The organism is Sulfolobus tengchongensis (genome assembly GCF_036967215.1).
In the GTDB taxonomy this organism is placed as follows: domain Archaea; phylum Thermoproteota; class Thermoprotei_A; order Sulfolobales; family Sulfolobaceae; genus Saccharolobus; species Saccharolobus tengchongensis_A.
Map to the genome: position 1 here is coordinate 2,297,988 of NZ_CP146016.1, position 22,349 is coordinate 2,320,336.

Genomic DNA, 22,349 nt, shown 5'->3' on the forward strand with positions numbered 1-22,349 from the left:
GTCCCCAATAACGTTAATAAATTAAAACTTAAATAGTAATATGATGGAATCAAAGGCACAAGAAATTATTCTAGATTGCGAAATAAAAAATATAGAAAAGGGTAGTCTAAAGAATTTATCAATAGTAAAGATGTCATGTAATGATATTGACGTAAATTTTGATATAATTGATAATATTAATATATTCAAGGAAAATGAAAAAGTAAAGATGCTTCTTTCTAAGAGTAAACCAATATACACTAGTAATGATTTTTGCGCACATGGATATATTGTAACTGAGCTTAAAGATACCAGCATAACAGCCGATGCAAGATACACTATGATAATTTCATTGTTTGGGTTATTAGTAAAGATAAGTAATAAAGATAGTTTACTTAGATTGTTTCAATTTCATGTTATGGATCATATATATTTCTGTGTAAAGAAAAACACTTAATATGGGATAAATGTGTTTTTGTAATTTCCTTGTCTATCCAATGTTGCGACATCTATCCCATCTCCTGAAGTCACATCACGTTCGATAGACGCTTTTACAGCTTTTGTAACTAATTGTATTGCAGTATCTAAATTCATCTTTGGATTATATTCTGACTCTAATACTCCTATTGCAATTCTTGCTCCAGAACCTACCGCGGCGTAATTATCTTCAATTAACGAACCTATAGGATCTAGTACGTATAATTGTGGACCTTTATCATCAACTCCTCCAAATAGGATTTCTGATATGAATGGCATTATCTTATACTGGTACAAGATTACCGAAAGTAGTTTAGCCGCAGCATGAACAGAAATCGGCTTACCAGTTGAAATTTCATAATATTTTATTTCTACATTCATTATTCGAGTTAAGGTTTGTAAGTCACCATATATACCAGCTCCTGCCATGAGGAATTTGCCTATTTTATAAACCTTTTTAGCTTGTTTACTTAATACATAACCACCGTAACTTAATCGCCTTTCTGATGCTAATACTATACCATCATCTACCTTTATACCAACAGCAGTTGCAGGTAATTCTTCCATAAAAGTTACCCATACACATATTCATAAATGCCATTTATAACATTTGTTTTATTGCTTCCTGAACTTTCTCTAGTGATATGGTGAGTTGTTTTCGTGTATTCAAGTTCCTTATAGTCACTTCATTCTTCTCAAGTTCTTGCTGGCCTATTATTATTGCAATTTTGAATCCTTGAGACGCATAATATGGTAACAGCTTAGAAAGAGGCTGATCTTTGCTATTTAGCACTACCTTATATCCTTCCTTTCGTAAGATTCTCGAAATTAATATCATAGTTAAGATTGCATCTTCTGTCATACCTATAACTACTATGTTAGTCGGTTCTTCTATCTTTATATCTTTAATTACCAACAACGTTCTCTCAACTCCTATAGCAAACCCTATTGCAGGCGAGGGTAAACCGCCATAAAGTTCAATAAGCTTATCATATCTACCTCCCCCTGCGATACTAAATTGCACTGAAGGATGAAGAACTTCAAAAATTAAACCCGTGTAATATGCTAGCCCTCTTACAAAACCCAGATCTATTTTAAAATTCATATTTAATCTATTTAGAACATGTGCTAATTGATATAGATATAGAATTTCATTTTTAATATCTAATCTACTAACTTCTTCAATTTCACTCAGTGATTTCAATTCTTCCATTTTTAAATCCTTCTTAGATAAGATATCATGAAGAAAGTTTACTACAGTATTATCTTTAATAACGTTTTCGATAATTTCTAACGCCTCATTAATTTTGTTTTTATCTATTAAATGTAGAATATGCTCTTGCAAACTGTCATTAATGTTATATTTATCCATGATCTTTCTAAATATACCAATATTATTTATTTTGATTATAATATTATCGGAAAGGCCGAGTTTATCATAAAAGTTGTATAGTAAGTCCAAGATCTCTAGATCAGCTAAAATGGAAGAATCCCCTATCATCTCAACTCCTGCTTGTCTAAATTCTCTATACCTACCATATTGTGGTTCATCGTATCTGTAGACTGTTCCAAAGTAAAACAATCTCACTGGCTTAGGTGAACTTTGTAGATATTTAATATAAGCTCTCGCTACACTTGGTGTTATCTCTGGCCTTAACGCTAACTCCCTATCAGCTTTATCTTTAAATACGTACATAGTATCTCTTAATTCCTCTCCACCTTTGAGTGCAAATAGTTGAAATTCCTCTACAATAGGAGGTATAATTTCTGAATATCCATATTTTGTAACTAAATCTCTAAACGTAAATTCTATGTATCTTATCTTTTCTGCATCTAGTCCAATATAATCCCTCATTCCCCTAACTGTTTCAAAACCTACCATAACTCAATCACTTTACCATCTTTATTTCTGATAATGTATAATAGGTTACATCCCCATATTTATCAACTATTGAGACGTAAAGTTCCATATTCATCAATTTTGACTGATGCAACTTTTCCAAAATTTTCTTAAAGCTGATTTTTTCATTTTCATCAACTATTAATATAGTAGCAGTGAATTTACCATTTTCCTTGTCTTTTATTATAAGTGACTTCTCGTCCATTCCATCGATTACTACTCTACCTCTTTGTTTTAAATCGACAAAGACATTAACCTTGTTCCAGTTTACAGAATAGATGATATTATCTGTTAATTGTTTTGGTGAATTTAACGCAAGATATAATTTATCCAGAATAGTTTCGTCTTTCTCACTCATGATAGTCACTTTATCTAAAATAAGTATATTCCCCATAAAAGTTATGTTAAAATTATGGAATGTCCCATATGTGGTTCAGCAGAGATAATATGGAATGACAAAGACGGTGAAGTAGTCTGTAGCAAGTGTGGAACAGTAATAGACAATATTTACTATTATAACAGAAATGGTGATCATAATACTACAGAAGTGATTATTATCGATAACAGTTTTTATAAAGATGAAATAAAAATTAAACAAATAAGAATCAAAAAATTTTTAAGAAATCATATCAGTAAAAAGACAGATCCATACGAAATTATCTTGAATTCAATGTTACTTGATGAGGAATATAGAAAAATATATAAATTATTGTATGAGGAGGGAATTCTGAGCGGATTGAAAGCAAAAGGTCAAATAGCGCTTCTTGTTTATTTTAGATTTATGCATAGCAATAAATACATTGATATTCTGAAAAAATTAGAAATAAGATATGAACTTCTTAGAAAAAAGCTTAAGAAAATCGGGAAAAAGAGAATAGCCTTACTTTTCGATAAACTTAACGATGAGATAAATGGTAGATGATTGGAGTAAAATTTTTATATAACCTTTTTTAAAGACACAGTGGAAGGTGCGTAAAATGGCAACAGCTACAGTTGCAACTACCCCCGAAGGTATTCCCGTAATTATTTTGAAGGAAGGATCAAGTAGAACTTATGGAAAAGAAGCATTAAGAGTAAATATTGCAGCAGTGAAAGCAATAGAAGAAGCATTGAAAAGTACTTATGGCCCACGCGGAATGGACAAGATGCTTGTTGATAGTTTAGGCGATATCACAATAACTAATGATGGTGCAACTATTTTAGATAAGATGGATCTACAACATCCAACGGGTAAGCTATTAGTGCAGATTGCTAAAGGTCAAGATGAAGAAACCGCTGATGGTACTAAGACTGCTGTAATTCTAGCAGGTGAGCTAGCCAAGAGAGCTGAGGAATTATTGTATAAGGAAATTCATCCAACTATAATTGTTAGTGGATATAAGAAGGCAGAAGAAATAGCATTAAAGACGATTCAAGAAGTTGCTCAACCAGTAACTATAAACGATACTGACGTACTTAGGAAGGTTGCTTTAACATCTTTAGGTAGTAAAGCAGTTGCAGGAGCACGAGAATATCTGGCTGATCTCGTAGTAAAGGCTGTAACACAAGTTGCAGAGCTAAGAGGAGATAAATGGTACGTTGATCTAGATAACATACAAATAGTAAAGAAACATGGTGGTAGTATTAACGATACGCAGTTAGTATATGGTATTGTAGTAGATAAAGAGGTCGTACATCCGGGTATGCCAAAGAGAGTTGAAAATGCGAAAATAGCACTTTTAGACGCACCGTTAGAAGTGGAGAAGCCAGAATTAGATGCGGAGATTAGAATTAATGATCCAACGCAAATGCATAAATTCTTAGAAGAGGAAGAAAATATTTTAAGAGAAAAAGTTGACAAAATAGCTGCTACTGGTGCTAATGTTGTAATTTGTCAAAAAGGTATTGACGAGGTAGCGCAGCACTATCTAGCAAAGAAAGGTATACTAGCTGTAAGAAGAGCTAAGAAGAGTGACTTAGAAAAACTTGCCAGGGCTACTGGAGGAAGAGTTGTATCTAACATTGACGAGCTAACGTCACAAGATTTAGGATATGCCGCATTAGTAGAGGAGAGAAAGGTAGGAGAAGATAAAATGGTATTTGTAGAGGGTGCAAAGAATCCTAAGTCAGTCAGTATATTAATAAGAGGTGGTTTAGAAAGAGTGGTAGATGAGACTGAAAGGGCTTTAAGAGATGCTTTAGGTACTGTGGCTGATGTGATAAGAGATGGAAGAGCTATAGCTGGTGGTGGAGCAATAGAGATAGAAATTGCTAAGAGATTAAGGAAGTTTGCTCCACAAGTTGGAGGTAAAGAACAACTAGCCATAGAAGCGTATGCAAATGCAGTAGAAGGTCTGGTCATGATACTAGCTGAAAATGCAGGACTAGATCCAATAGATAAGTTAATGCAATTAAGGAGTTTGCATGAGAATGAAGCCAATAAGTGGTATGGGCTTAATTTATTTACTGGAAACCCGGAGGATATGTGGAAACAAGGTGTTATAGAGCCAGCCTTAGTGAAGATGAACGCTATTAAAGCAGCAACAGAAGCTGTTACATTAGTACTAAGAATAGATGATATTGTAGCAGCAGGAAAGAAGAGTGGAAGTGAAACTGGAGGTAAAAAGGAGGAAAAGAAAGAAGAATCATCTTCTGAAGACTAAAGAATTTTTTTAATTTTTATTATCATTGGTATTTTTAGATTAGGTGAACTAATTATAGCTTCTCCTATATCTAACTTATCTAAACTTTGAGTTAGTCTTTCATCTAACGATAAGGCCTCTTTAATTGCCTTTTTATCTACATCTGACTTTATGGAATGAATAATCTTTATGTTAGTATTTTTCAAGACGTTTTGTGAAAGTAGTGATGGTGATTGTGTGATAAAACATAATCCTATATTATATTTACGTATCTCAGATGCTAATCTGTCCATAAATTCATTTCCATCTTTACTAAAATAGTTTTGGGCCTCATCCAGAATAATAAGTGTTTGTTGATTTATCTTAGATCTTACGTGACTTTCTATGAGTAATTTGATCAAGAATAGTGCATACAGTCTTCTAAGCTTAAGATTTGAAATAAAACTCAAATTTATAATACTTGAAGCCTTAAAATATTCTAGGAAGTTATTAAGTGAAGTCTCGTCTGTTGTATAGAATAGCTTTGTTGCTATTGGGGTAAATAAGATGAATATTTTTCTAAGCAACGCATATTTTACGTCTCTCATCCAATACGAAGTGTCCTCTATACTGTTTATTACTTCTAACATCTGATTTAGTGAGAACCTTTTAAAACTTCTCAATTTTAATAGGATTGTGTAGAGTAAGAAGCGTTGTGGGTCTGTAAGCTGTAAAACATCCCCTATAATATCCACAGTATCTTCTACATCTAAATCTATTAAGTATAGGGGATTTATTTGTACTATGTTATTCTCATCATAAACTATAAACCTGTCTTTTAGGAGTGAGGAATACTCTCCATGCCAATCAAATATTATAACTTTGACTCCCTTCAAGTTCAACTGAGAAGCTAAAATCATGGAAGTGTTAGTTTTCCCCGATCCCGTACTTCCAAAAATACCTATATGTCTGGTGATATCTTTAGTTCTTATACCTACCTTTGTTAACATTGTTCCATTTGTAGCTTCCCCTAACTCTATATCAAAATCTTCAACTACTATATTAGTATTTGTGGGGTTAGAGTAAGTTATCTCAGATACCATTAAAAATGGATAATTTCCAAAAGCAGATGGAATAGGCAGTACATTTTTTGACGATTGTATAATCTTAAGCTCCAGATGTGGTGCTACTGCCTTAGTTAATGCTAGAAGATCATTAATTTCTTCTGTAAACTCATCTAATTCTAATTCATTATTATCATCTACAATCTTATAGATTATTAGAGAGGAACCTAGTTTATTTTTCTCTATTGTAGTGATTACAGCAAATTTGAACTCAGAGTCTTTTCGTGCAATAGCGTTTATGAGATCTCTTAGTTCTCTTTCCAAATCAATATTCTTATTTGAATTAGGCTCAACTTTACCTACAATCTTCATAGCTACTCCGGTCACAGATTTACCATCGTATGAAACGCTGAATATACCATTTTTTGTATAATATTCGTTAATTTTAAACTTAATTTTATTTCTTAGTAGGCCGATTATAACAACTCCTAAGATCATTGGAATAACATATAGCATCAAATTAAAATGAATTGTATTATAAAATAAAATACCTATACCTACTATTATTATTAAAATTGGTCCAACTAGATTTCTATTCATCTTAAAAATACGTCATAGGTATTAATCACAGTCGGTCAACTAAAAGTAAGGAATTTTTAGTGAGAACTAATCTTTCTTCATTGCTTGAAATTCTATATGGCAGGAAATTTACATCTTTGTTATTACCTTTACAGCATTCTATAAGATATAATTTATTTGCTTTCTGTTTTTCTTCTCTAACATAATTTAAAGCGTCCTTTATTTGTTCAAACTGTGATAGAAGAAGTAAAAAAAGTATCCTTCTATTTTTTACTTTGATTGGACCCTTGAAATTGAAGTAAAAATAACAAGCTTGTCTAATTACACTCTCTGATGGTATATTCGGTAAAATTTGTGAGATGCAATTACTATCATCTTTGATTAATAAGGATAAATCTATATTGTCCGGTTTATCAAGTTCAACTATTCTTATATTTAGTATGTTCAACCACCATGGTTTACCGGTATTATTTCGATGACGTCATCGTCACTTAACTTCTGCAAGTCACATAATCTCCAATCCTTTCCATTTATTAATACCAGAATCCCAGATTTTATCTGATTATGCTGATTTAGTATTAAATGTTTTTTCCCATCTATCTTAGACAATACATTAAAAAGATTATTGTCATTTATAGTTATCTCTTTATAATTAAATTGAGAAACAAGGGGGCCTTTTAAAATTATCCTTACCATGTTAGATCTCTTCAGAGATCTCCTCTTTTTCCTCAACTTGTGAGGATTCTTTTTCTTTCATAACTTTGTAATATCGTGTAAGATAACCAGCCAATCTATTTCTAACTTTTTTTGATTTTACATCAACATATTTAACAATTATCTGTTTATTAGCACTATAGTCATCTTTAATTTCATCTTTATATTTTTCATATATTTCCCTTACAATCCTCTTTATATCTTTAGTATATATATTTCCCATTATCCATCACCTTACTCTTGGGAACTCTCATGGGAATACATGCTTGGCTTTGTTTTATACATATCTGTTTCCTTCTTAAATCTATTTCTAAGTTTCTCTATGACAAGTGGAAGTGTTGTATATTCCATTTCTTCGGGTTCTAGTCTATGAGGCATAAATGGTCCATGCTTTCTAATATAATCAGTAATTATCTGTGCAGTTCTCCTAACCTCATCAAACGCAGGGTCATCAAATAAATCAGTAGGTCCTACTAATCTTCTATTTTTAATATTAAATCCTAATCCTACTAATCTTGGCGGTCCGTCAAATCTAGTTGCTCTTGCGTCTTTTTGTGGGACTGGCATAAGAGGTCCATAATGACTACCCCTCATCCATCCTGGTACTAGATAAGGTACCGTAAATGCCTCTAAAATTTCACCTAACGCAGGTAAACCGTGTTGAGCTCTTATAATCATAACAGGATCATCCTTCCCTACATATTTTCCAGCTATCAAGTTTAGTCTTTCTACAGATACTACAGAAGCCTGTAAATTATCAGCCTTCCTATATACCCTTCTAATTATGTATCTGCTTGGTGTTCCTATTAGAGCGAGTAAATCGTAACTTTCTTCTGGTGTGTTTAAGATTATTGATTCACCCTCACGTACGTCTAACACTTCGAACTTATATCCTTCGTGCATTGTTGGATCTATTACCAGTCCAGCTGTGTTAAATGGATCAGCGAATATTTTATATAGTGGAAGATTATAAGCACCAGGTTCAGTTTTATCTGCCATAAAGATAACTACTGGTTCTGCTGGTCTTTCTTCAAATTCGATTTCTGCTATTCCAGGTCCCATACCTCTAAGATTACCTGAGAATGAATCAGAGAGCAAATCTTGTCCCGCAGCATATAAACCTAACTCTTTTGCTACCTTAGCTGCCTCTTTAAAAGCGTTCCAAGCAGTTTCATGAACTTTAGTATCCAATTCTCCTCTTTCATGCGTCATTATCAGTTGTAGGTCGTCTCCTACGAAAGTTATATAGTAATCAGAGATAATGTTATTTCTCTTGGCCTCAGCTAATACTTTGTTAGCAGCAGCTATCGTGTCTGGATGAACAACGTGATGACCTGCAAGGCTACCTATATCAGCCTTTATCACACTAAGCGTAGTTTTCATGCTTTAATTTATGTAAAAGCATAACTAAAAATCTTACTGGGCAGATACTGCCATAGAGTAGTATTCACCTTTTTCTTTCTGAACCCTATCCAGATAACTTCCTAATTTGTTAATTCTTGGTCTTCCAGTTTCTGAATCTCTTCTAAATGTAATATCTAATTCTTTTAGGAATTCATTCATTCCAGTTTTTAATGTTGTTGGAGAGCTAGCGTAACCAGATTTTTCAGGAATTCCTTTAAAGACTATTATCCTATCAGCTATATAATCGTGTATTGATAGATCATGATCTACTATAAAAGTTACAGCCTTTCTCTCTCTCGTTACTCTTTTTATAGCCTTGGCCACTATATATCTTTCCTCTACGTCAAGATATGAAGAAGGTTCATCAAGAACATACAGATCTGCCTCTTTCGCTAAAGCTGCTGCTATATATAGTTTTTGTAGTTCACCACCACTTAGATCATTGACATTTGATTCCAATAATCTGTGTAAATTAAGTCTTTTAGTTACCTCTTCAAAGAACCATGATGAAGTAGAAAGAGTGTCTTTACTAACATTCTCTAAATATTGTTGTACGGTTCCATCATAATTAGGTAATATGCGTTGTGGTTTGTAGGATAATATTTGCTTTTCGGGGATTACAAAGCCTTCATCTGCTTGAAGTTCCCCGACAAGTATTCTTGCGAATGTTGTTTTTCCTATTCCATTAGGTCCTAAAACGCCTATAATTTCTCCTTCCTTAGCATCTCCTTCATTTATTATTAACTCGAAATCACCTAATTTCTTGGTTATTTTGCTCCATTTCATTTTAACCTTTATATCTTTAGAAAGATCTAGGTCACTTAGCTCTTTTAGCATGAACTTTATCTCATCTGGTCTTATTTTCATATTTTCAGCTGGGAGATATCCTTTTAGAAAATTATTTATCCCAACTCTAGCTGAATAAGATTTAGAAACCCTTCCATATACAGAGCTTTCGCCATAAATTATATGTATCAAATCTGCTAAATAATCTAAAACTATTAAGTCATGATCAACTACTATAACATATTTGTCTTTCAACATCTCCCTAATAGCCTTAGCCATATTCATTCTTTCTCTTACGTCAAGATATGAAGAAGGTTCATCAAAGATATATACATCAGCATCCCTAAGTAATGAAGCTGCTATTAATAATCTTTGTAAACCCCCACCTGAAAGTACCTTAACGTCTTTATTCCAAAGGTTCGTAATATTAAGAAGCTCTCTGACTTCATCTTTCTTACCTATCTCATCAACTTTTGACAAAATTTCATTAACAGTACCTTTAAGAAATTTTGATACATATTCTATATATTGTATTTTATGTACTATTTTTAATTTATTATTATAAAGTTTATCAAAATAATTATAAATCTCTTTTCCTCTAAATCTCTTTAATACATCATCTTTAGTTAATTTGGCATTTGGATCTCCAAAGTTAGGTAATAATTCTCCTGCTAATATTTTAAGTACTGTAGTCTTTCCAACGCCATTCTTTCCTAAGATTCCTAATACTGTACTACTCTTTGGTGTGGGTATTCCAAAGAGTTTGAAACCATTTACCTTATATCTGTGCACAACTTCACCTTCCAATTCATCAGGCAGATTTACAATAGATATTGCCTCATAAGGGCACTTCTTTATGCATATTCCACAACCTATGCAAGTATCTTCATAAATAATTGGTTTGCCCTTTACAATTTCCGATAACTCTATTGCTTTTCCTCCAGACCTATCAATTGGACAGAAGTTAATACATTCATGATTACATTTGTCTGGCTTACAGAAATCATAATTTATTACAGCAACTCTCATCAATAACCACCTAACTCTTTAAAAACACTTAACCAGAATAGTTTACATCTTATTACTTCTCCTTTTTATCTTCTAATAAATCTTCCTATAATCTGTGAAGTAATGGTCTGATCAGAAATTCTCTAAAAACTTTTAAGTGTTCTTACATGTCCCTGTTAAATTTAAATTTGGTAGAATTTACATTAACTCGACTCCTAGGCAAAATAATTATTCGATTTATTTCTCCAATAGGATATTTTTATTTCCTATTAATGTGCTTTCTTAATAGTGGCCAAAATAGGTAAAAGCGTGAGTAGGAAGATAATGAAGATTGATTAATGTGAGCCCCTTTCTCATTCTCATTGAGATGAAAAAAGGTAGAGGGATTTGAATGGAGCTAAAAGAGAAAAGGAATTTAGAATTTAACTTCCTTCCCCTTTTTCCGAGGTAAGAACTTAAACCTACCTCTAAGTACAAAGAATGATACTAGTCCTATTCCAGCTATTCCTATTAAAATCTCTGGTAAATAACTGATATACCACGGTGGGGGTTGTGTAAAAGTTGCATTTGCTGGGAGGCCAAGTGTCCCAATAGGACAAACAGGTACACTCGAGTTTGTGCAACCGAAGCCATAGGTCACCGATATTTTGAACCACTTAAAAAAGGGGGAGTTGCCTTTTATGATATAAACCTTATCGTGATTTCATTATTTAACCAACACTTCAAAAGGTACACGGGATTTTTGACAAAGGTGAAAATGAATGTATTTTGATTCCATGGCGTCTTTGACGGACACCCGTAAATTCAAAAAATGGCTTAGTGTTTTTAATTAAGGAATTTTTGCCGTCTTCTTTCAATTTAACATGTTCTAACGGCAAAATTTAACGGTTGTCAAAGTCTTATAAATCTACTTTTGTTAACCGTAAATTAAGGGCGAAAATGACGCAAAAACAAAAGACTTATACGTTTGGTGATATAATCATACGTGAAGTTAAAAGTCGGTATTACGTCTATTTATCGAGAACGTCGAGTAGTGACGGAAAGGAACATTACGTAGGTCCTTTGGCTGACGTCGTTGAAACTTACGAGAAATTTAGGAGTGGGGGCGTGGGAGTTTCACCCCCACAGCGGACCCGCCGGGATTTGAACCCGGGACCTGCGGCTCCGGAGGCCGCCGCTCCGTCCTGGCTGAGCTACGGGTCCATTTTTATATACTATGGGCTTTTTGACGCATTTTATATTTAAATATATAAATCAATTACATCAAGAAGTTAGAATAAAAATGATTGTTGCAATGTAGTAGTCTGCCTAATGTATTCTATACTACTCATTATTTTTCCTAGTCTCTATGTTAGTTCTACTCCCTTAGTCTCTGGTATAAAAAGCAAGGTCACTATGCATGATATCAATGCAATTGCTGAGTAAGTTGCAAGTAAAACTGGAAGTCCGAATTTTACTAAAAGTAATGGGAATGCGGTTATGCTGAACGCGGCTGCTAGCCTATCGATTGCTACGCTAATGGCTTGACCTGTTCCTCTTATTTTAGTTGGAATGAGTTCTGGCGTTAACATCGCGGATCCTATTATTGAAGCAGGCCCTATTGCAGATGATAGATAATTTAGAAGATAAAATGTGAATCCGAGTAATGCAGCTTGTCCAGTTAGACTTTCTGCAGCGTTCAATGGATTGCTTATATGTATGTTAAATCCAAAATAATGTGGCTCTATAAGAAGTAACGAATACATGAAAAGCCAAAATGCTACACCAGCGTAACCTATTACGATTAAGGGTTTCCTTCCCAATTTGTCTACCAAATAAATGCTAATAATTTGACCTGGTAGTCCAGCTAAAAATTGTGCTGCATATGTAAATTCTATTGGGTTCAGTCCTAAATTGCCGGCTATAGTTATAGGGCCATAAATTGCAAACGTGGAGGAATACATATCATAAAGAAGCCAAAGTATAGAAGATATAACTATAATTCCTACTGCAGATTTAAATCTTTTTGAAAATGGTATCTCATCTAACGAAATTGCTACTTTACTTTTTAATTCTCTTTCAAGCTTTTCCAACTCTTCCCTTTTTGGCTTAATTCTAGTTAAATATTTGTAAGTTTCAGGAATTCTTCTTCTTAAGTAGAACACTGAAAATGCTGGGATTATTCCTATGAGCAAAACAAGTCTCCAAATTATATTACTGTTAGTTATATTAGTGACTAGCAAAATTTGCTCAACTAAAGCTGCTGTAACGGCACCTAATCCCCAAAGTACTGCGAAAGTTACTATCATTCGTTTTCCTCTATTTTTAGGATTTGAATTTTCTGCAGTAATTATAGGTGAAAGTACGTAATCTGCACCTATTCCAAAGCCTAGAATTATCCTGGCGACTGATAATTCTACAAAGCTATTTGACAAAGATTGGAGTAAGATTCCCAAACTCATTAGGCTGACATCTAGGCCATATATTAATTTTCTACCAAGTTTATCTGCTAAAAATCCCAATAAAATTGCAGCAACAGCTGCACCGTAATATGCACTTGCTATAACTAATCCTTCTTCGAAACTATTTAGCTGAAACGCTTTTTGTATATAATAGAATACTAAAGAAATGGCATAAAGTTCATATCCATCTGTGAACACTCCCATACCTGCTGTTAATACAGATTTTACTTCTAATTTAGTGAAATCTGGTCTATCGTAAACCATTACAGTGTGAATATGTTAGTAATAAGTTATAAGACTATCTTGAATTAGTATCTACCAATTAATATTATGTGCGGACCCGCCGGGATTTGAACCCGGGACCGCCGGCTGTCTCCCTTAACGCTAGAAGGCCGGCGCTCCGTCCTGGCTGAGCTACGGGTCCAACATAAAATGAGAATTCAATAAAATAAGATTTTCTCATTCGTTTACTCGTATTCTCTCCATACCTTACCGCATTTCGTACACTTGTAAAACCTAGTAGGTGGTTCATCCGCTCTTCTGGTCTGTAATATCCAGAAGTATGCTTCATCATTCTTACATGATGGGCATAATACTCCTTTTATTTTTTGCGCACCTGTTGGCATCTCTTCTTCTTCTAGTACTAGGGTTTTCTCTTTGATGCTATGTTTAACTTTAGTTGTTACTACTACTGTAGTCTGTGGAACGTCTTCCTCATATCCGCATTTCGTACATTTGTATATATTTTTACCATTAGTTTTTCTTGGAACCATCATAGAATTACATTTAGGACAGAACTTCATAATTACCACGCTACAAGCTTAACCATTTACTTTGTGTGTATTTAACTTTTCTGATATCTTCTTTACGATATTTTGACAGATTTTTTCAGCTTCTTGTTCACTAACATTTTTGCCTATGTTTAAATTAGAGTATTTCACTTCATTAATAATAGATGATGAGATAAATTGTAGAGTTAAACGGTCTTTATTCGTATCTAGAAACAATTTTTCCAAAAATACACCTCTGAATACGCATATTGCATATAATTCGTTACCTTCAGAAAATATTGCTATTCTAGCTTCTTTCTTCACCAGTTATTCCCTTTATTTCATTGACGTACTGTGAAGATAAGTTTTTTATGTTCTCAATTGCCTTTATTAGTGCATCTTTAGGGGTTATTGTGCCATCAGTTAATACTTTAATGACTATCTTGTCAAGTAGTGGATGCGGTTGGTAATACGATGCAAAATTTACGCCCTTTATTCTTCTTAACATTCCTGCTATCAAGTTACCTAACGTATGATCTTCTCCTTCTATTTCTAGCTCTAAGTAATTATCTTCACTTTTTAGAACCTTAACTTCCACTTTTCCTCACCATATAAACCCCTATTTTCCGCTGTTCAATATTTCCGCATCTCTGACATTTTAAATTATTCTCGTCTTGTTTCATTAATAAGTAACCACATCTTGAGCATTTAGCGTAGATCACACCTAGATCTTTCATTTTAATTGTTAAGGCTAAGGGGAAAGTATATGAAAGAGGCTTTGCCCTAATTATATCTCCTACCCTTACAGCTTCTGTTATACTGTTTAACTTCTTATTTGTGATTTGTGATATATGTAAATATGCTGAAATGGGTGGTGCTACACTTTTTTCTTCAATTCCAACTACTGATACTTGTGCGATGTCCTCTTTGACTGTGTTAATGATTCCCACTACATATTTTGCTTTTTTTAAACTCTGGAAAATAATTTTCTTTATTCCGAGTACGTTGCTTTTTCTATTTAACATATCGTAGAATATTTTCCCAATAACGGCTGCTCTTACTATACCATTTAGTTCATAAGTCCCATCTCCGGCAATAAACTCCTCAATTACTGCTAGTTCTTCCCCGGGTAAGGTTAATTCACCTTGTACTTTCACTCAATTCACCATGGAAAGATATATGGTTCCAGATTATTATTTATGATCATCTTTGCCTCGCCTGGCGTCAAGACTGGCTTTTCATAATTGTAAAGGTCATCTATGGGTAATCTAGGACATGACGTCACTAGAAATACATCTATATAATTTCTATCTATATTTCTTAAAACTTCCTTGGTAAGTACTTTATTTGTAACTATAAATACATCATATCCTTTCTTAGTTAGCTCCTCATAGAAATATTTCACCATCATTGGCCTATTCTGTCCAACTTTAATACCCTGTATAATTATCCAAGTTCTTTTATCTATAGCCTCCAGTATTTTACCATATCTAATTTTTAATATTTTTCTAACTTCATTTGTAATATCCTCACTTTTTTGCAAATATGGATCAAGTTTTATCGTTGGTTTATTAGTACTTAATCCTAATCCTAGGGCATGGAACATACCGCCTGATAGAATAACATATATATCAGCGTTAACTTCAGCTGCCTTGTAGTCACATCCTAAAATTTGTCCATCAAACATAAACTTACTTGAAGGCTTACCTATAATTACCTCGTATCCCTTACTTTCCAAAAAATTTCTAACTTTTGATAATAGCCTTACATGTTGTAAAGTTGCTGTTAAGGATATTTTCATTCCATCGTACTTTCCAAGATCTTTCTCTAACTGGAAAAGCGCATTATCAGAGATGTCTAACGTACTTTCCGTATTAATAAACAACGTAGGAAACTTTGGATAGTACCATGTATATGGTGTATGACCAAAATGAACTATCAGATCAGCTGCAACTTGCATTGCTTCATCTTCTGCAATATCGCAAGCTCCCCAACTTGGCTCCCCAGATATTATAAAATCAACATTAGGTAACTTTTCCTTTAATCTCTTTACGACATCTATAGAAAAATATTTCAATCCTTCAGGAAACTGCAATAAAACACGTTTAGCATTCCTTTCCTTTATCTCCTTAATTATGCGCTCTTCTTCAAAAATATAACTCAACTTGCAGCCTCCTGTTTGATAGGCTTTAATGGAATTACCTCAATTCTCGTACGTAAAGGTAATTTCTTTGAGGCTATTTTTAGCGCCTCTTTTGCAAATTCTAAATGTTCTTTCTTAACTTTTACAACAATTATAGTCTCTCCTAGTTTCTCAATTCTTGCTGCAGTTCCAATCGGCGTACCAAATGATAATCTCATTCCATCTTGTAATCTATCTGCTCCAGCAAATGCCATCATTTTATTTTCTCTTAATACGTGATGGGGGTATTTAAGGATCCACATAAAGAATGATGTTTCACTCCCAGTTCTCTTAGCTAATGTTTTTAGGGTAATAGTTCTAGCGGCTTCTAGGGCATTGTGCCTTATTTGTCCAATCTCAGTAGTAATTAATCTGACTTCGTAATCATAATCTCCATTAGGATTACCGGATGTGAATTTACTTATTTTTGGCTGTGGAATACCTGGTATATACTCCTTTCTAGTGTATGCAGGACCAGAGAAATGCCTATAGCATCTTCCGGGTCTTAATGGCATGTAGACTCACGTATAAACTTTTCATATCAAGACTAAATATTTAACTTAAACTATCAAGTGATGCACGCAATGCCTTTATATGTGTTAGGATCTCATCTGCAGTATTCCTTACTGTTAATATGTCATTAGCATTCTTTAATTGCATTCTTATTGTAATTTCTAGCAAGTTATTTTTAACATTGCTTTCAATTGTCATTCCCTCTGGGAAATTTACGTTATCAACGTTCAAACTTCTCATAATTATATTTGCATCTTTACATTCCAACAAGAGCTTTAGTTCTATCATCAATTTGAATCAAACCCTCCTTCTTTAATTGGGGCAGAAAATATCTACTAGTATAGAGTTTGTCTCTTTCTTTTAGTACTATAATTTTATCTCTTCTTATCTTTTGAAGCTGCAAAAGTATTAGTTGTGCTAACAAGGGAGAATTAAAATTAGTTACTTCTATAATGTAATACGTTTGTTTCGTATCTACCAAATTTACTGAGAACCCCTTAGAAAAAGTCTGTCTGAATCTGTTTATTAGTATCTCAGCGTAGGAAGATGATAATCCGAGTTGCATTAATTCTGTACTTCCTATAGTATCAAATGAGTATATTAGCGCAAATGTCAATTCCAGTAAATCATAATCTAGATAGAAAATCCTATCCGCTATTATGTCATCTCTAGTGAACTTAGGGTTTTCCTTTACTATTGCAGAAATTATTTTAAAAAGTAATGTGTTTAGTTGATTTTCATTAAGATCTTCTAATTTGGATATCTCATTAGCATTTATTTCTTTTATAAGATTTAGTGTATTTTCTCTGTTTCCAGTTATGTTAGGAATATAAGGATCTAACGAAAACATTAATGATAGGAATAACGGTAAGTGTTTATATCCGGGAATTCTAAGATTTTTCTCGAAAAACAAGCCAAATTTTTCTAACTCTTTTAGCATAGATAGTTCCCACTCTGATAAGGATCTTCTATCTATTGTCATAGAGGTTAATATACAAGAGACTATAGGTAATATGTCATCAGTATTTATTGACAAATACGAACAATACGAATTTTGACCTAAAAAGTACCTTTTTTTATTTTTATTGTCAATTATCCATTTGCCGTTAGCATCAAATTTAAGTTGTATTTCACATTCTTCTGATTGATACGAGATCATAAAAGCATTTTTTATGTTTTTTGAAATAATATATGAGAACAATAGAGGTTCTAACGAATAATATGTAGAAATGCAGAGATAGTCTTTTAAGTAAAGGTTTCTAACAACTTCCCTTATTTCTTGATTGTTAGGCTCTCCTAAGAATACTTCCATCACTATCTCTTTAGAATTTCTTTTGACCATTTTTTAAGTTCTTCAAAGCTCATATCCTTAAAGAATACGAATCCTATAATATTTGCTACTATATAATTTAGTCTCGTTAAAAATACGTATGAAGGATTTAGAAATATTGACAAAGCTAATTCTCCAACAATAGCTGCAGATGGTATTGGAATTAAAGTTGATACTTGATATAAAAATGCAATAAATATTGATAATAAAATATTATGTGTTATATAATAAAAATATCCTCCATAACAAGTGAAACTAAGTGCACCAATTAAAATATAAAACGTGAAATCCTTAGTGGTACCTTGTTTAAGGTACTGTTTAAATTCTATATAATCTGCTACAATTCTTTCCATTTTTATTATCTTAAATATGAACTGTTCCACTTTATTTACCTTATTATGCTGTAAATAGAAGTAAGAAAGAGCAGCAGCCCACCCAGCTATATTAGATATCACTACTAATATAAATATAAGTTCTAAGGGGTTAAAATACAGAGGAAGAAATAAAATATACCCAAAGCATATTGCAAGTACATCTATTGATCCCACAAGAATTGAAAAACTAAACGATTGCCTTAAATTTAATCCATGCTTATTATAAACTAAACTTCTGACTAATTCTTGCCCAGCCCACCCGGGTATTAGCAAACCAATTGAGTTGCCTAATAATCTGGCTTTTAAAGTTACATCTACTCTAAGTTTAGTTAATAGCGAATCTTTGATCGATATTATAAAATTTTGAACTATATAAGTTAAAAGAAATAGAAGAAAAAATCTCGGATCTTCAGATAGTACATGCAATATGTTAATTTTAAATATGAATGCGTAAACTGCAACAACTATAAATGGCAAAACTATTGCTGCAATATACTTCTTATCCATTATCTTCCCCTTTTCTCAAAACAACCCACATTAGGGTAGCATAAGAGTATACTACCCATACTTTTTGAGATTTCGGGTTTATCTATATCCAGCACTTGTAGATTAGTTCTAAAAATTCCACATTTAGGTTTCCTTATCTTCTGATTTAAAAATGGAAACTCATTTAACGAGCATGCCTTACATCTACTATTCTTCTCTACCTTTATTTTTTCCACATTTATGTTTCTAGAGTCTATATAGTACAATGAATAATCTGGCATTCCCCTTAAGTGATTGAGCATAAGATTAACTTGCAGCGTTGCAGTTAATTCCACTATCAGTGGCGTAGCACCTACAACATCACACATATTTCCGGTTTCTTCATCGTCTTCGGAATAGTTAATAAAGCATGACAAGCAAGAAGTTTCATTAGGTACTATTAATTTCGCAGAACCATATTCTCCATTTATTCCTCCATAAATTAAAATTTTCTTCATCTTTACTGCAGCATCATTTAGTAAAAGTTTATAATATAGATTATCTAATGCATCGAATATATAATCCTTATCGGAAAGTATATTCTCAATATTTCTTTCATCAATAACATCTATAGTATGATTTACTTTAATTGAGGAATTTATAAGGGAAAGCTTTTTTGAGCAAACTTCAGCTTTGGGTTTACCTATATCATTTTCGTCAAAGAGATGAACCCTATGTAAGTTAGTTATATCTACTACATCAGCGTCAATAACTGTTATTTCTCCAACTCCTAACCTTGTTAAAAGTTCAGCTATAACTGTACCCAAAGCTCCACATCCTGCAATTAGGACTTTCAGCTCGCCTAGTTTCTGTTGTGTCTCTAATCCTAGAGCTAAGAGCTGTCTTGAGTATCTTTCCACAAAAATATAATGTACAATAATCTTTAAAAATAAGTGTTTCTTAGTAAATCTGGGGTTTGATGTTGTTCCAATGGAAAAAGGTGGAAGTGATGGAGCTCCAATATCAATAGAAGAACTAAACAAATTAAGACAAATAGCTGAAAAAGCGAGAAGAAATGTCATCAAAATGCTATTTTACGATCAAACGATACATGTAGGTTCTTCTCTAAGTAGTATAGAAATATTAACTACTTTAATATTTAAATATATAAGACTAGATTCAAACTTAGTGAATAAAGATTGGTTAATTTTAAGTAAAGGCCATGCTGCGCCTGCTCTCTATGCCGTTTTAGCTGAAAAGGGATATATAAAGGAGGAAGAGTTATGGAGAATCCAAGATATTACGGGCTTATTGCAAGGTCACCCAGAGACTTTCATTCCGGGAGTAGATATGTCAACAGGAAGCCTAGGTCAAGGTTTAAGTTTTGGGATAGGAGTAGCTACTGGTATCAAAATGGCTAATGGAACTGGAAGGGTTTATGTCATAATGGGTGATGGCGAACAAGATGAGGGAGAAATATGGGAAGCAATGACACATGCGGTTACTAGAAATTTAGATAACCTAATTGCATTTATAGAAATGAATAATTTCCAGTTAGATGGCTCCACGGATGAGATAAAGCCTAAGAGTTTCTTACCTAAGGTCTGGGAAGCGGTTGGGTGGAAAGTATTAAGTTGCGATGGTCACGATTTTATTAGTATTAGTAATGCTATTAATGAAGCTTTTAAAGCAAATAAACCAGTAGTTATATTTGCTAATACCGTGAGGGGAAAGGGATTTCCCGCGATAGAAAATACACATAAACAGAGGTCTAGTCCAGATGATGCAAGGAAATATCTACTCAATGCGTGAAACTTTCGGAAGGTTACTAGCAGAATTAGGAGATCAAAATAAGGATTTAATAGTAATAACTGCTGACGTAGGGGATTCTACTAGAGCGTCATATTTTAGGGAGAAATTTAAAGACAGATACTTTAACGTTGGTATATCGGAACAAGATATGGTGAACTTTGCAGCTGGATTAGCAGCTATAGGTAAGAAACCAGCTATAGTTAATTTCGGAATGTTTTTAATGAGGGCTTGGGAACAAATAAGAAATAGCATAGCTAGGATGAATTTAGATGTTAAAATGTTTGTAACTCATACTGGCTATAGCGATCATGGTGATGGTTCTAGCCATCAAGTTCTTGAAGATATAGCATTAATGAGAGTACTCCCAAATATGAAGGTGATAGTTCCTGCTGATCCTAAAGATATAGAAAGAAGTTTGCCAGTTATAATAAATCAGGAAAGAGGTCCGTTGTATTATAGAATGGGTAGAGAGTACTCTCCACCGATTACCACAGGTCAAGATTATGAATTTAAGGTAGGTAAAGCATATATAATTAGAGAAGGAAGCGATTTAGCTATAATGGGTGCTGGTGTAGTTTTATGGGATGCGTTAAAAGCTGCAGAAGAGCTAGAGAAATTAGGTATTAGCGTCGCTGTGATAAATTTATTCTCTATAAAACCCATAGACGAGGATACTATAGAATATTATGCTAGAAAAACGGGTAAAATAATCACAATTGAAGAGCATAGTATATATGGAGGAATAGGATCTGCAGTAGCAGAGGTGACAGCAAAGCGTTATCCAGTGCCTATAAGGTTTATAGGTGCAACTACATTTGGAAGATCTGCTAGAAGTCAAAGAGATCTACTAGACTACTATAATATAAACTATAAAACTATTATAAGAGAGGCTATTGATTTATTGAAGTAGATGAGTGAGGAATTAATAAGATTAAGAGAGGAGATAGATAAAGTTGATGAGCAGTTAGTAAAATTGCTTGCATATAGGTTAGAATTATCTAGAAAAATAGGGAAAATAAAATCAAATTCCAACATTAGCGTTACTGATGAGAATAGAGAAATAAAAGTTAAGGAGAAATGGTTAGTTAATGCAAGGAAGTATAATATTCCTGATAGTCTAGTTGAATCAATATTACCCTTAATTTTTTCATACTCTAAGTTAATGCAAATTAATCCGGGGGAAAAGGAGAAAGTAGTTATTTATGGATATGGCGGAATGGCTAAGTCACTTGCTTCCATTATTTCTTTAGCTGGTCATGAATTAGCCATTACTGGAAGAGATCTAAATAAAGCTGAGATATTAGCAAGTCAATTTAAATGTGTAAGTATGAACTATTCACAAGCTATAAATTGGGGAGATATAATTATATTAGCGATACCGCCAGATATAATTATAAATAATTTAAATGAATTCTTTTCCAATAAACTTAAAGATAAGATACTTATTGATATTAGTTCATCTAAATCTATAATTTTCAGATATTTAGAGGAGTTATCTAAAAAAATAGGTTTTAAATACGTTTCTACTCATCCTTTATTTGGTCCAATAGAATATCCGATAGGAGAAAAAATAGTCATTATTCCCTCTCAAACTAGCTCTAAAGATGATCTAGCAAGAATTGAGAATTTCTGGAGAAAGGTTGGCCTAGTTCCAGTTATAACTGACGTAGATACACATGAGAAAGCTATGGCTGTAGTTCAAGTTTTGACACATTATTATCTATTAGGACTAAATAATTCAATAGAAATATTATCCAATGAGTTAAGTGTTGATTTTAGTAATTTTTATACAACAAATTTCAAGGAGATTAACAAGATATTAAGGAGAATTAAAGACCTTAAAGAGGTAATTCTTGAGATACAAAAACAAAATCCTTATGCTTATAAGGCAAGAAACATAGGTTTAGAGGAGCTTAAAAAAATTAAAGAAGAACTAGATGGAGGTTAAATA

Annotated in this window: 26 protein-coding genes, 2 tRNA genes and 1 pseudogene; 7 read left to right on the forward strand and 22 right to left on the reverse strand. The window is 33.1% G+C overall.

From position 1 onward, the window contains the following. The first annotated feature begins 40 nt into the window (after positions 1-40). A complete protein-coding gene (locus V6M85_RS11160; RefSeq protein ID WP_338600036.1) occupies positions 41-436 on the forward strand; it encodes a DNA-directed RNA polymerase subunit G in 396 nt (131 codons plus the stop codon). Here V6M85_RS11160 and psmB read toward each other — a convergent pair. From psmB to V6M85_RS11175, 3 genes are read right to left on the reverse strand one after another with little or no spacing between them, the layout of a single operon-like run. Beyond that, entirely contained in the window at positions 433-1,023 is a 591-nt protein-coding gene (gene psmB / locus V6M85_RS11165) for an archaeal proteasome endopeptidase complex subunit beta (RefSeq protein WP_338600038.1), read from the reverse strand. The two genes, V6M85_RS11160 and psmB, sit on opposite strands and share 4 nt — an antisense overlap. A 34-nt stretch (positions 1,024-1,057) precedes the next feature. Next, the gene (hisS, locus tag V6M85_RS11170) at positions 1,058-2,338 is read right to left on the reverse strand and encodes a histidine--tRNA ligase (RefSeq protein WP_338600041.1); all 1,281 of its coding nucleotides are present in this window, start codon (positions 2,336-2,338) and stop codon (positions 1,058-1,060) included. Positions 2,339-2,345: 7 nt separating this feature from the next. Continuing rightward, a complete protein-coding gene (locus tag V6M85_RS11175) occupies positions 2,346-2,750 on the reverse strand; it encodes a hypothetical protein (protein ID WP_338600044.1) in 405 nt (134 codons plus the stop codon). 18 nt (positions 2,751-2,768) lie between these two features. On the opposite strand from V6M85_RS11175, the gene V6M85_RS11180 reads away from it, so the two are divergent. After that, on the forward strand, positions 2,769-3,278 hold the full coding sequence (locus tag V6M85_RS11180; RefSeq protein ID WP_338600046.1) for a TFIIB-type zinc ribbon-containing protein: 510 nt from the start codon (positions 2,769-2,771) through the stop codon (positions 3,276-3,278). 55 nt (positions 3,279-3,333) lie between these two features. Further along, entirely contained in the window at positions 3,334-4,998 is a 1,665-nt protein-coding gene (gene thsB, locus V6M85_RS11185) for a thermosome subunit beta (RefSeq protein WP_338600049.1), read from the forward strand. Here the strand turns inward: thsB and V6M85_RS11190 are convergent. The 6 genes from V6M85_RS11190 to V6M85_RS11215 all read right to left on the reverse strand — a co-directional run bounded on the left by V6M85_RS11190 (position 4,995) and on the right by V6M85_RS11215 (position 11,151). After that, positions 4,995-6,620 (reverse strand): ATP-binding protein, encoded by a 1,626-nt coding sequence (locus V6M85_RS11190; RefSeq protein ID WP_338600051.1) that lies wholly within the window; start codon positions 6,618-6,620, stop codon positions 4,995-4,997. The genes thsB and V6M85_RS11190 overlap by 4 nt on opposite strands. 423 nt (positions 6,621-7,043) lie before the next feature. Continuing rightward, positions 7,044-7,295 (reverse strand): hypothetical protein, encoded by a 252-nt coding sequence (locus V6M85_RS11195; protein WP_338600054.1) that lies wholly within the window; start codon positions 7,293-7,295, stop codon positions 7,044-7,046. Between the two features lies 1 nt (position 7,296). After that, a complete protein-coding gene (locus V6M85_RS11200) occupies positions 7,297-7,536 on the reverse strand; it encodes a 30S ribosomal protein S17e (protein ID WP_338600056.1) in 240 nt (79 codons plus the stop codon). 11 nt (positions 7,537-7,547) lie between these two features. Further along, positions 7,548-8,696: a fructose-1,6-bisphosphate aldolase/phosphatase gene (fbp, locus tag V6M85_RS11205; RefSeq protein ID WP_338600058.1), complete on the reverse strand. Its 1,149-nt coding sequence runs from the start codon at positions 8,694-8,696 to the stop codon at positions 7,548-7,550. Between the two features lie 33 nt (positions 8,697-8,729). Continuing rightward, complete coding sequence (locus tag V6M85_RS11210; RefSeq protein ID WP_338600060.1) at positions 8,730-10,532, reverse strand: ribosome biogenesis/translation initiation ATPase RLI; 1,803 nt, start codon at positions 10,530-10,532, stop codon at positions 8,730-8,732. A 394-nt stretch (positions 10,533-10,926) separates the two neighbouring features. Continuing rightward, positions 10,927-11,151: a hypothetical protein gene (locus V6M85_RS11215; protein WP_338600063.1), complete on the reverse strand. Its 225-nt coding sequence runs from the start codon at positions 11,149-11,151 to the stop codon at positions 10,927-10,929. 299 nt (positions 11,152-11,450) lie between these two features. Here V6M85_RS11215 and V6M85_RS11220 point away from each other — a divergent pair. Continuing rightward, positions 11,451-11,609, forward strand: a pseudogene (locus tag V6M85_RS11220) (putative integrase); the annotation flags it as partial. Between the two features lie 30 nt (positions 11,610-11,639). Here the strand turns inward: V6M85_RS11220 and V6M85_RS11225 are convergent. From V6M85_RS11225 to V6M85_RS11285, 13 genes are all read right to left on the reverse strand, one after another. Beyond that, positions 11,640-11,714, reverse strand: a tRNA-Arg gene (locus V6M85_RS11225). Between the two features lie 143 nt (positions 11,715-11,857). Beyond that, a complete protein-coding gene (locus V6M85_RS11230) occupies positions 11,858-13,216 on the reverse strand; it encodes an MFS transporter (RefSeq protein WP_338600066.1) in 1,359 nt (452 codons plus the stop codon). Positions 13,217-13,287: 71 nt separating this feature from the next. Beyond that, positions 13,288-13,376 (reverse strand) — tRNA-Arg (locus tag V6M85_RS11235). 43 nt (positions 13,377-13,419) lie between these two features. Next, complete coding sequence (locus V6M85_RS11240; protein ID WP_338600068.1) at positions 13,420-13,755, reverse strand: transcription factor S; 336 nt, start codon at positions 13,753-13,755, stop codon at positions 13,420-13,422. Between the two features lie 18 nt (positions 13,756-13,773). After that, the gene (locus tag V6M85_RS11245) at positions 13,774-14,046 is read right to left on the reverse strand and encodes a DNA-directed RNA polymerase subunit M (protein WP_338600070.1); all 273 of its coding nucleotides are present in this window, start codon (positions 14,044-14,046) and stop codon (positions 13,774-13,776) included. Continuing rightward, positions 14,030-14,320 carry a DNA-directed RNA polymerase subunit L gene (locus V6M85_RS11250; RefSeq protein ID WP_338600073.1) on the reverse strand — a complete coding sequence of 97 codons (291 nt, stop codon included), beginning with the start codon at positions 14,318-14,320 and terminating at the stop codon, positions 14,030-14,032. Before V6M85_RS11250 ends, V6M85_RS11245 begins: the two co-directional genes overlap by 17 nt. Then, entirely contained in the window at positions 14,310-14,879 is a 570-nt protein-coding gene (locus V6M85_RS11255) for an exosome complex RNA-binding protein Csl4 (RefSeq protein WP_338600076.1), read from the reverse strand. The genes V6M85_RS11250 and V6M85_RS11255 overlap by 11 nt, the downstream gene beginning before the upstream one ends. A gap of 5 nt (positions 14,880-14,884) precedes the next feature. Next, positions 14,885-15,886 carry a diphthamide biosynthesis enzyme Dph2 gene (dph2, locus tag V6M85_RS11260; RefSeq protein ID WP_338600078.1) on the reverse strand — a complete coding sequence of 334 codons (1,002 nt, stop codon included), beginning with the start codon at positions 15,884-15,886 and terminating at the stop codon, positions 14,885-14,887. Next, on the reverse strand, positions 15,883-16,419 hold the full coding sequence (locus tag V6M85_RS11265; protein ID WP_338600080.1) for a 50S ribosomal protein L16: 537 nt from the start codon (positions 16,417-16,419) through the stop codon (positions 15,883-15,885). The genes dph2 and V6M85_RS11265 overlap by 4 nt, the downstream gene beginning before the upstream one ends. Before the next feature lie 40 nt (positions 16,420-16,459). Then, positions 16,460-16,705 carry a KEOPS complex subunit Pcc1 gene (locus V6M85_RS11270; RefSeq protein WP_338600083.1) on the reverse strand — a complete coding sequence of 82 codons (246 nt, stop codon included), beginning with the start codon at positions 16,703-16,705 and terminating at the stop codon, positions 16,460-16,462. Then, the gene (locus V6M85_RS11275) at positions 16,674-17,759 is read right to left on the reverse strand and encodes a single-stranded DNA exonuclease (RefSeq protein WP_338600085.1); all 1,086 of its coding nucleotides are present in this window, start codon (positions 17,757-17,759) and stop codon (positions 16,674-16,676) included. Before V6M85_RS11275 ends, V6M85_RS11270 begins: the two co-directional genes overlap by 32 nt. Next, positions 17,732-18,628 carry a hypothetical protein gene (locus V6M85_RS11280; RefSeq protein ID WP_338600088.1) on the reverse strand — a complete coding sequence of 299 codons (897 nt, stop codon included), beginning with the start codon at positions 18,626-18,628 and terminating at the stop codon, positions 17,732-17,734. Before V6M85_RS11280 ends, V6M85_RS11275 begins: the two co-directional genes overlap by 28 nt. Continuing rightward, positions 18,628-19,671 carry a HesA/MoeB/ThiF family protein gene (locus V6M85_RS11285; protein ID WP_338600091.1) on the reverse strand — a complete coding sequence of 348 codons (1,044 nt, stop codon included), beginning with the start codon at positions 19,669-19,671 and terminating at the stop codon, positions 18,628-18,630. Before V6M85_RS11285 ends, V6M85_RS11280 begins: the two co-directional genes overlap by 1 nt. On the opposite strand from V6M85_RS11285, the gene V6M85_RS11290 reads away from it, so the two are divergent. Genes V6M85_RS11290 through V6M85_RS11300 form a run of 3 tightly spaced genes read left to right on the forward strand, consistent with a single transcriptional unit; the run spans position 19,577 to position 22,346 of the window. Then, positions 19,577-20,398 (forward strand): transketolase, encoded by an 822-nt coding sequence (locus tag V6M85_RS11290; protein WP_338600094.1) that lies wholly within the window; start codon positions 19,577-19,579, stop codon positions 20,396-20,398. The two genes, V6M85_RS11285 and V6M85_RS11290, sit on opposite strands and share 95 nt — an antisense overlap. After that, positions 20,367-21,308, forward strand: a complete 942-nt coding sequence (locus tag V6M85_RS11295) for a transketolase family protein (protein WP_338600097.1) — start codon at positions 20,367-20,369, stop codon at positions 21,306-21,308. The genes V6M85_RS11290 and V6M85_RS11295 overlap by 32 nt, the downstream gene beginning before the upstream one ends. Continuing rightward, complete coding sequence (locus V6M85_RS11300) at positions 21,309-22,346, forward strand: chorismate mutase (RefSeq protein ID WP_338600099.1); 1,038 nt, start codon at positions 21,309-21,311, stop codon at positions 22,344-22,346. It begins immediately after the preceding gene. Positions 22,347-22,349: the final 3 nt, after the last annotated feature.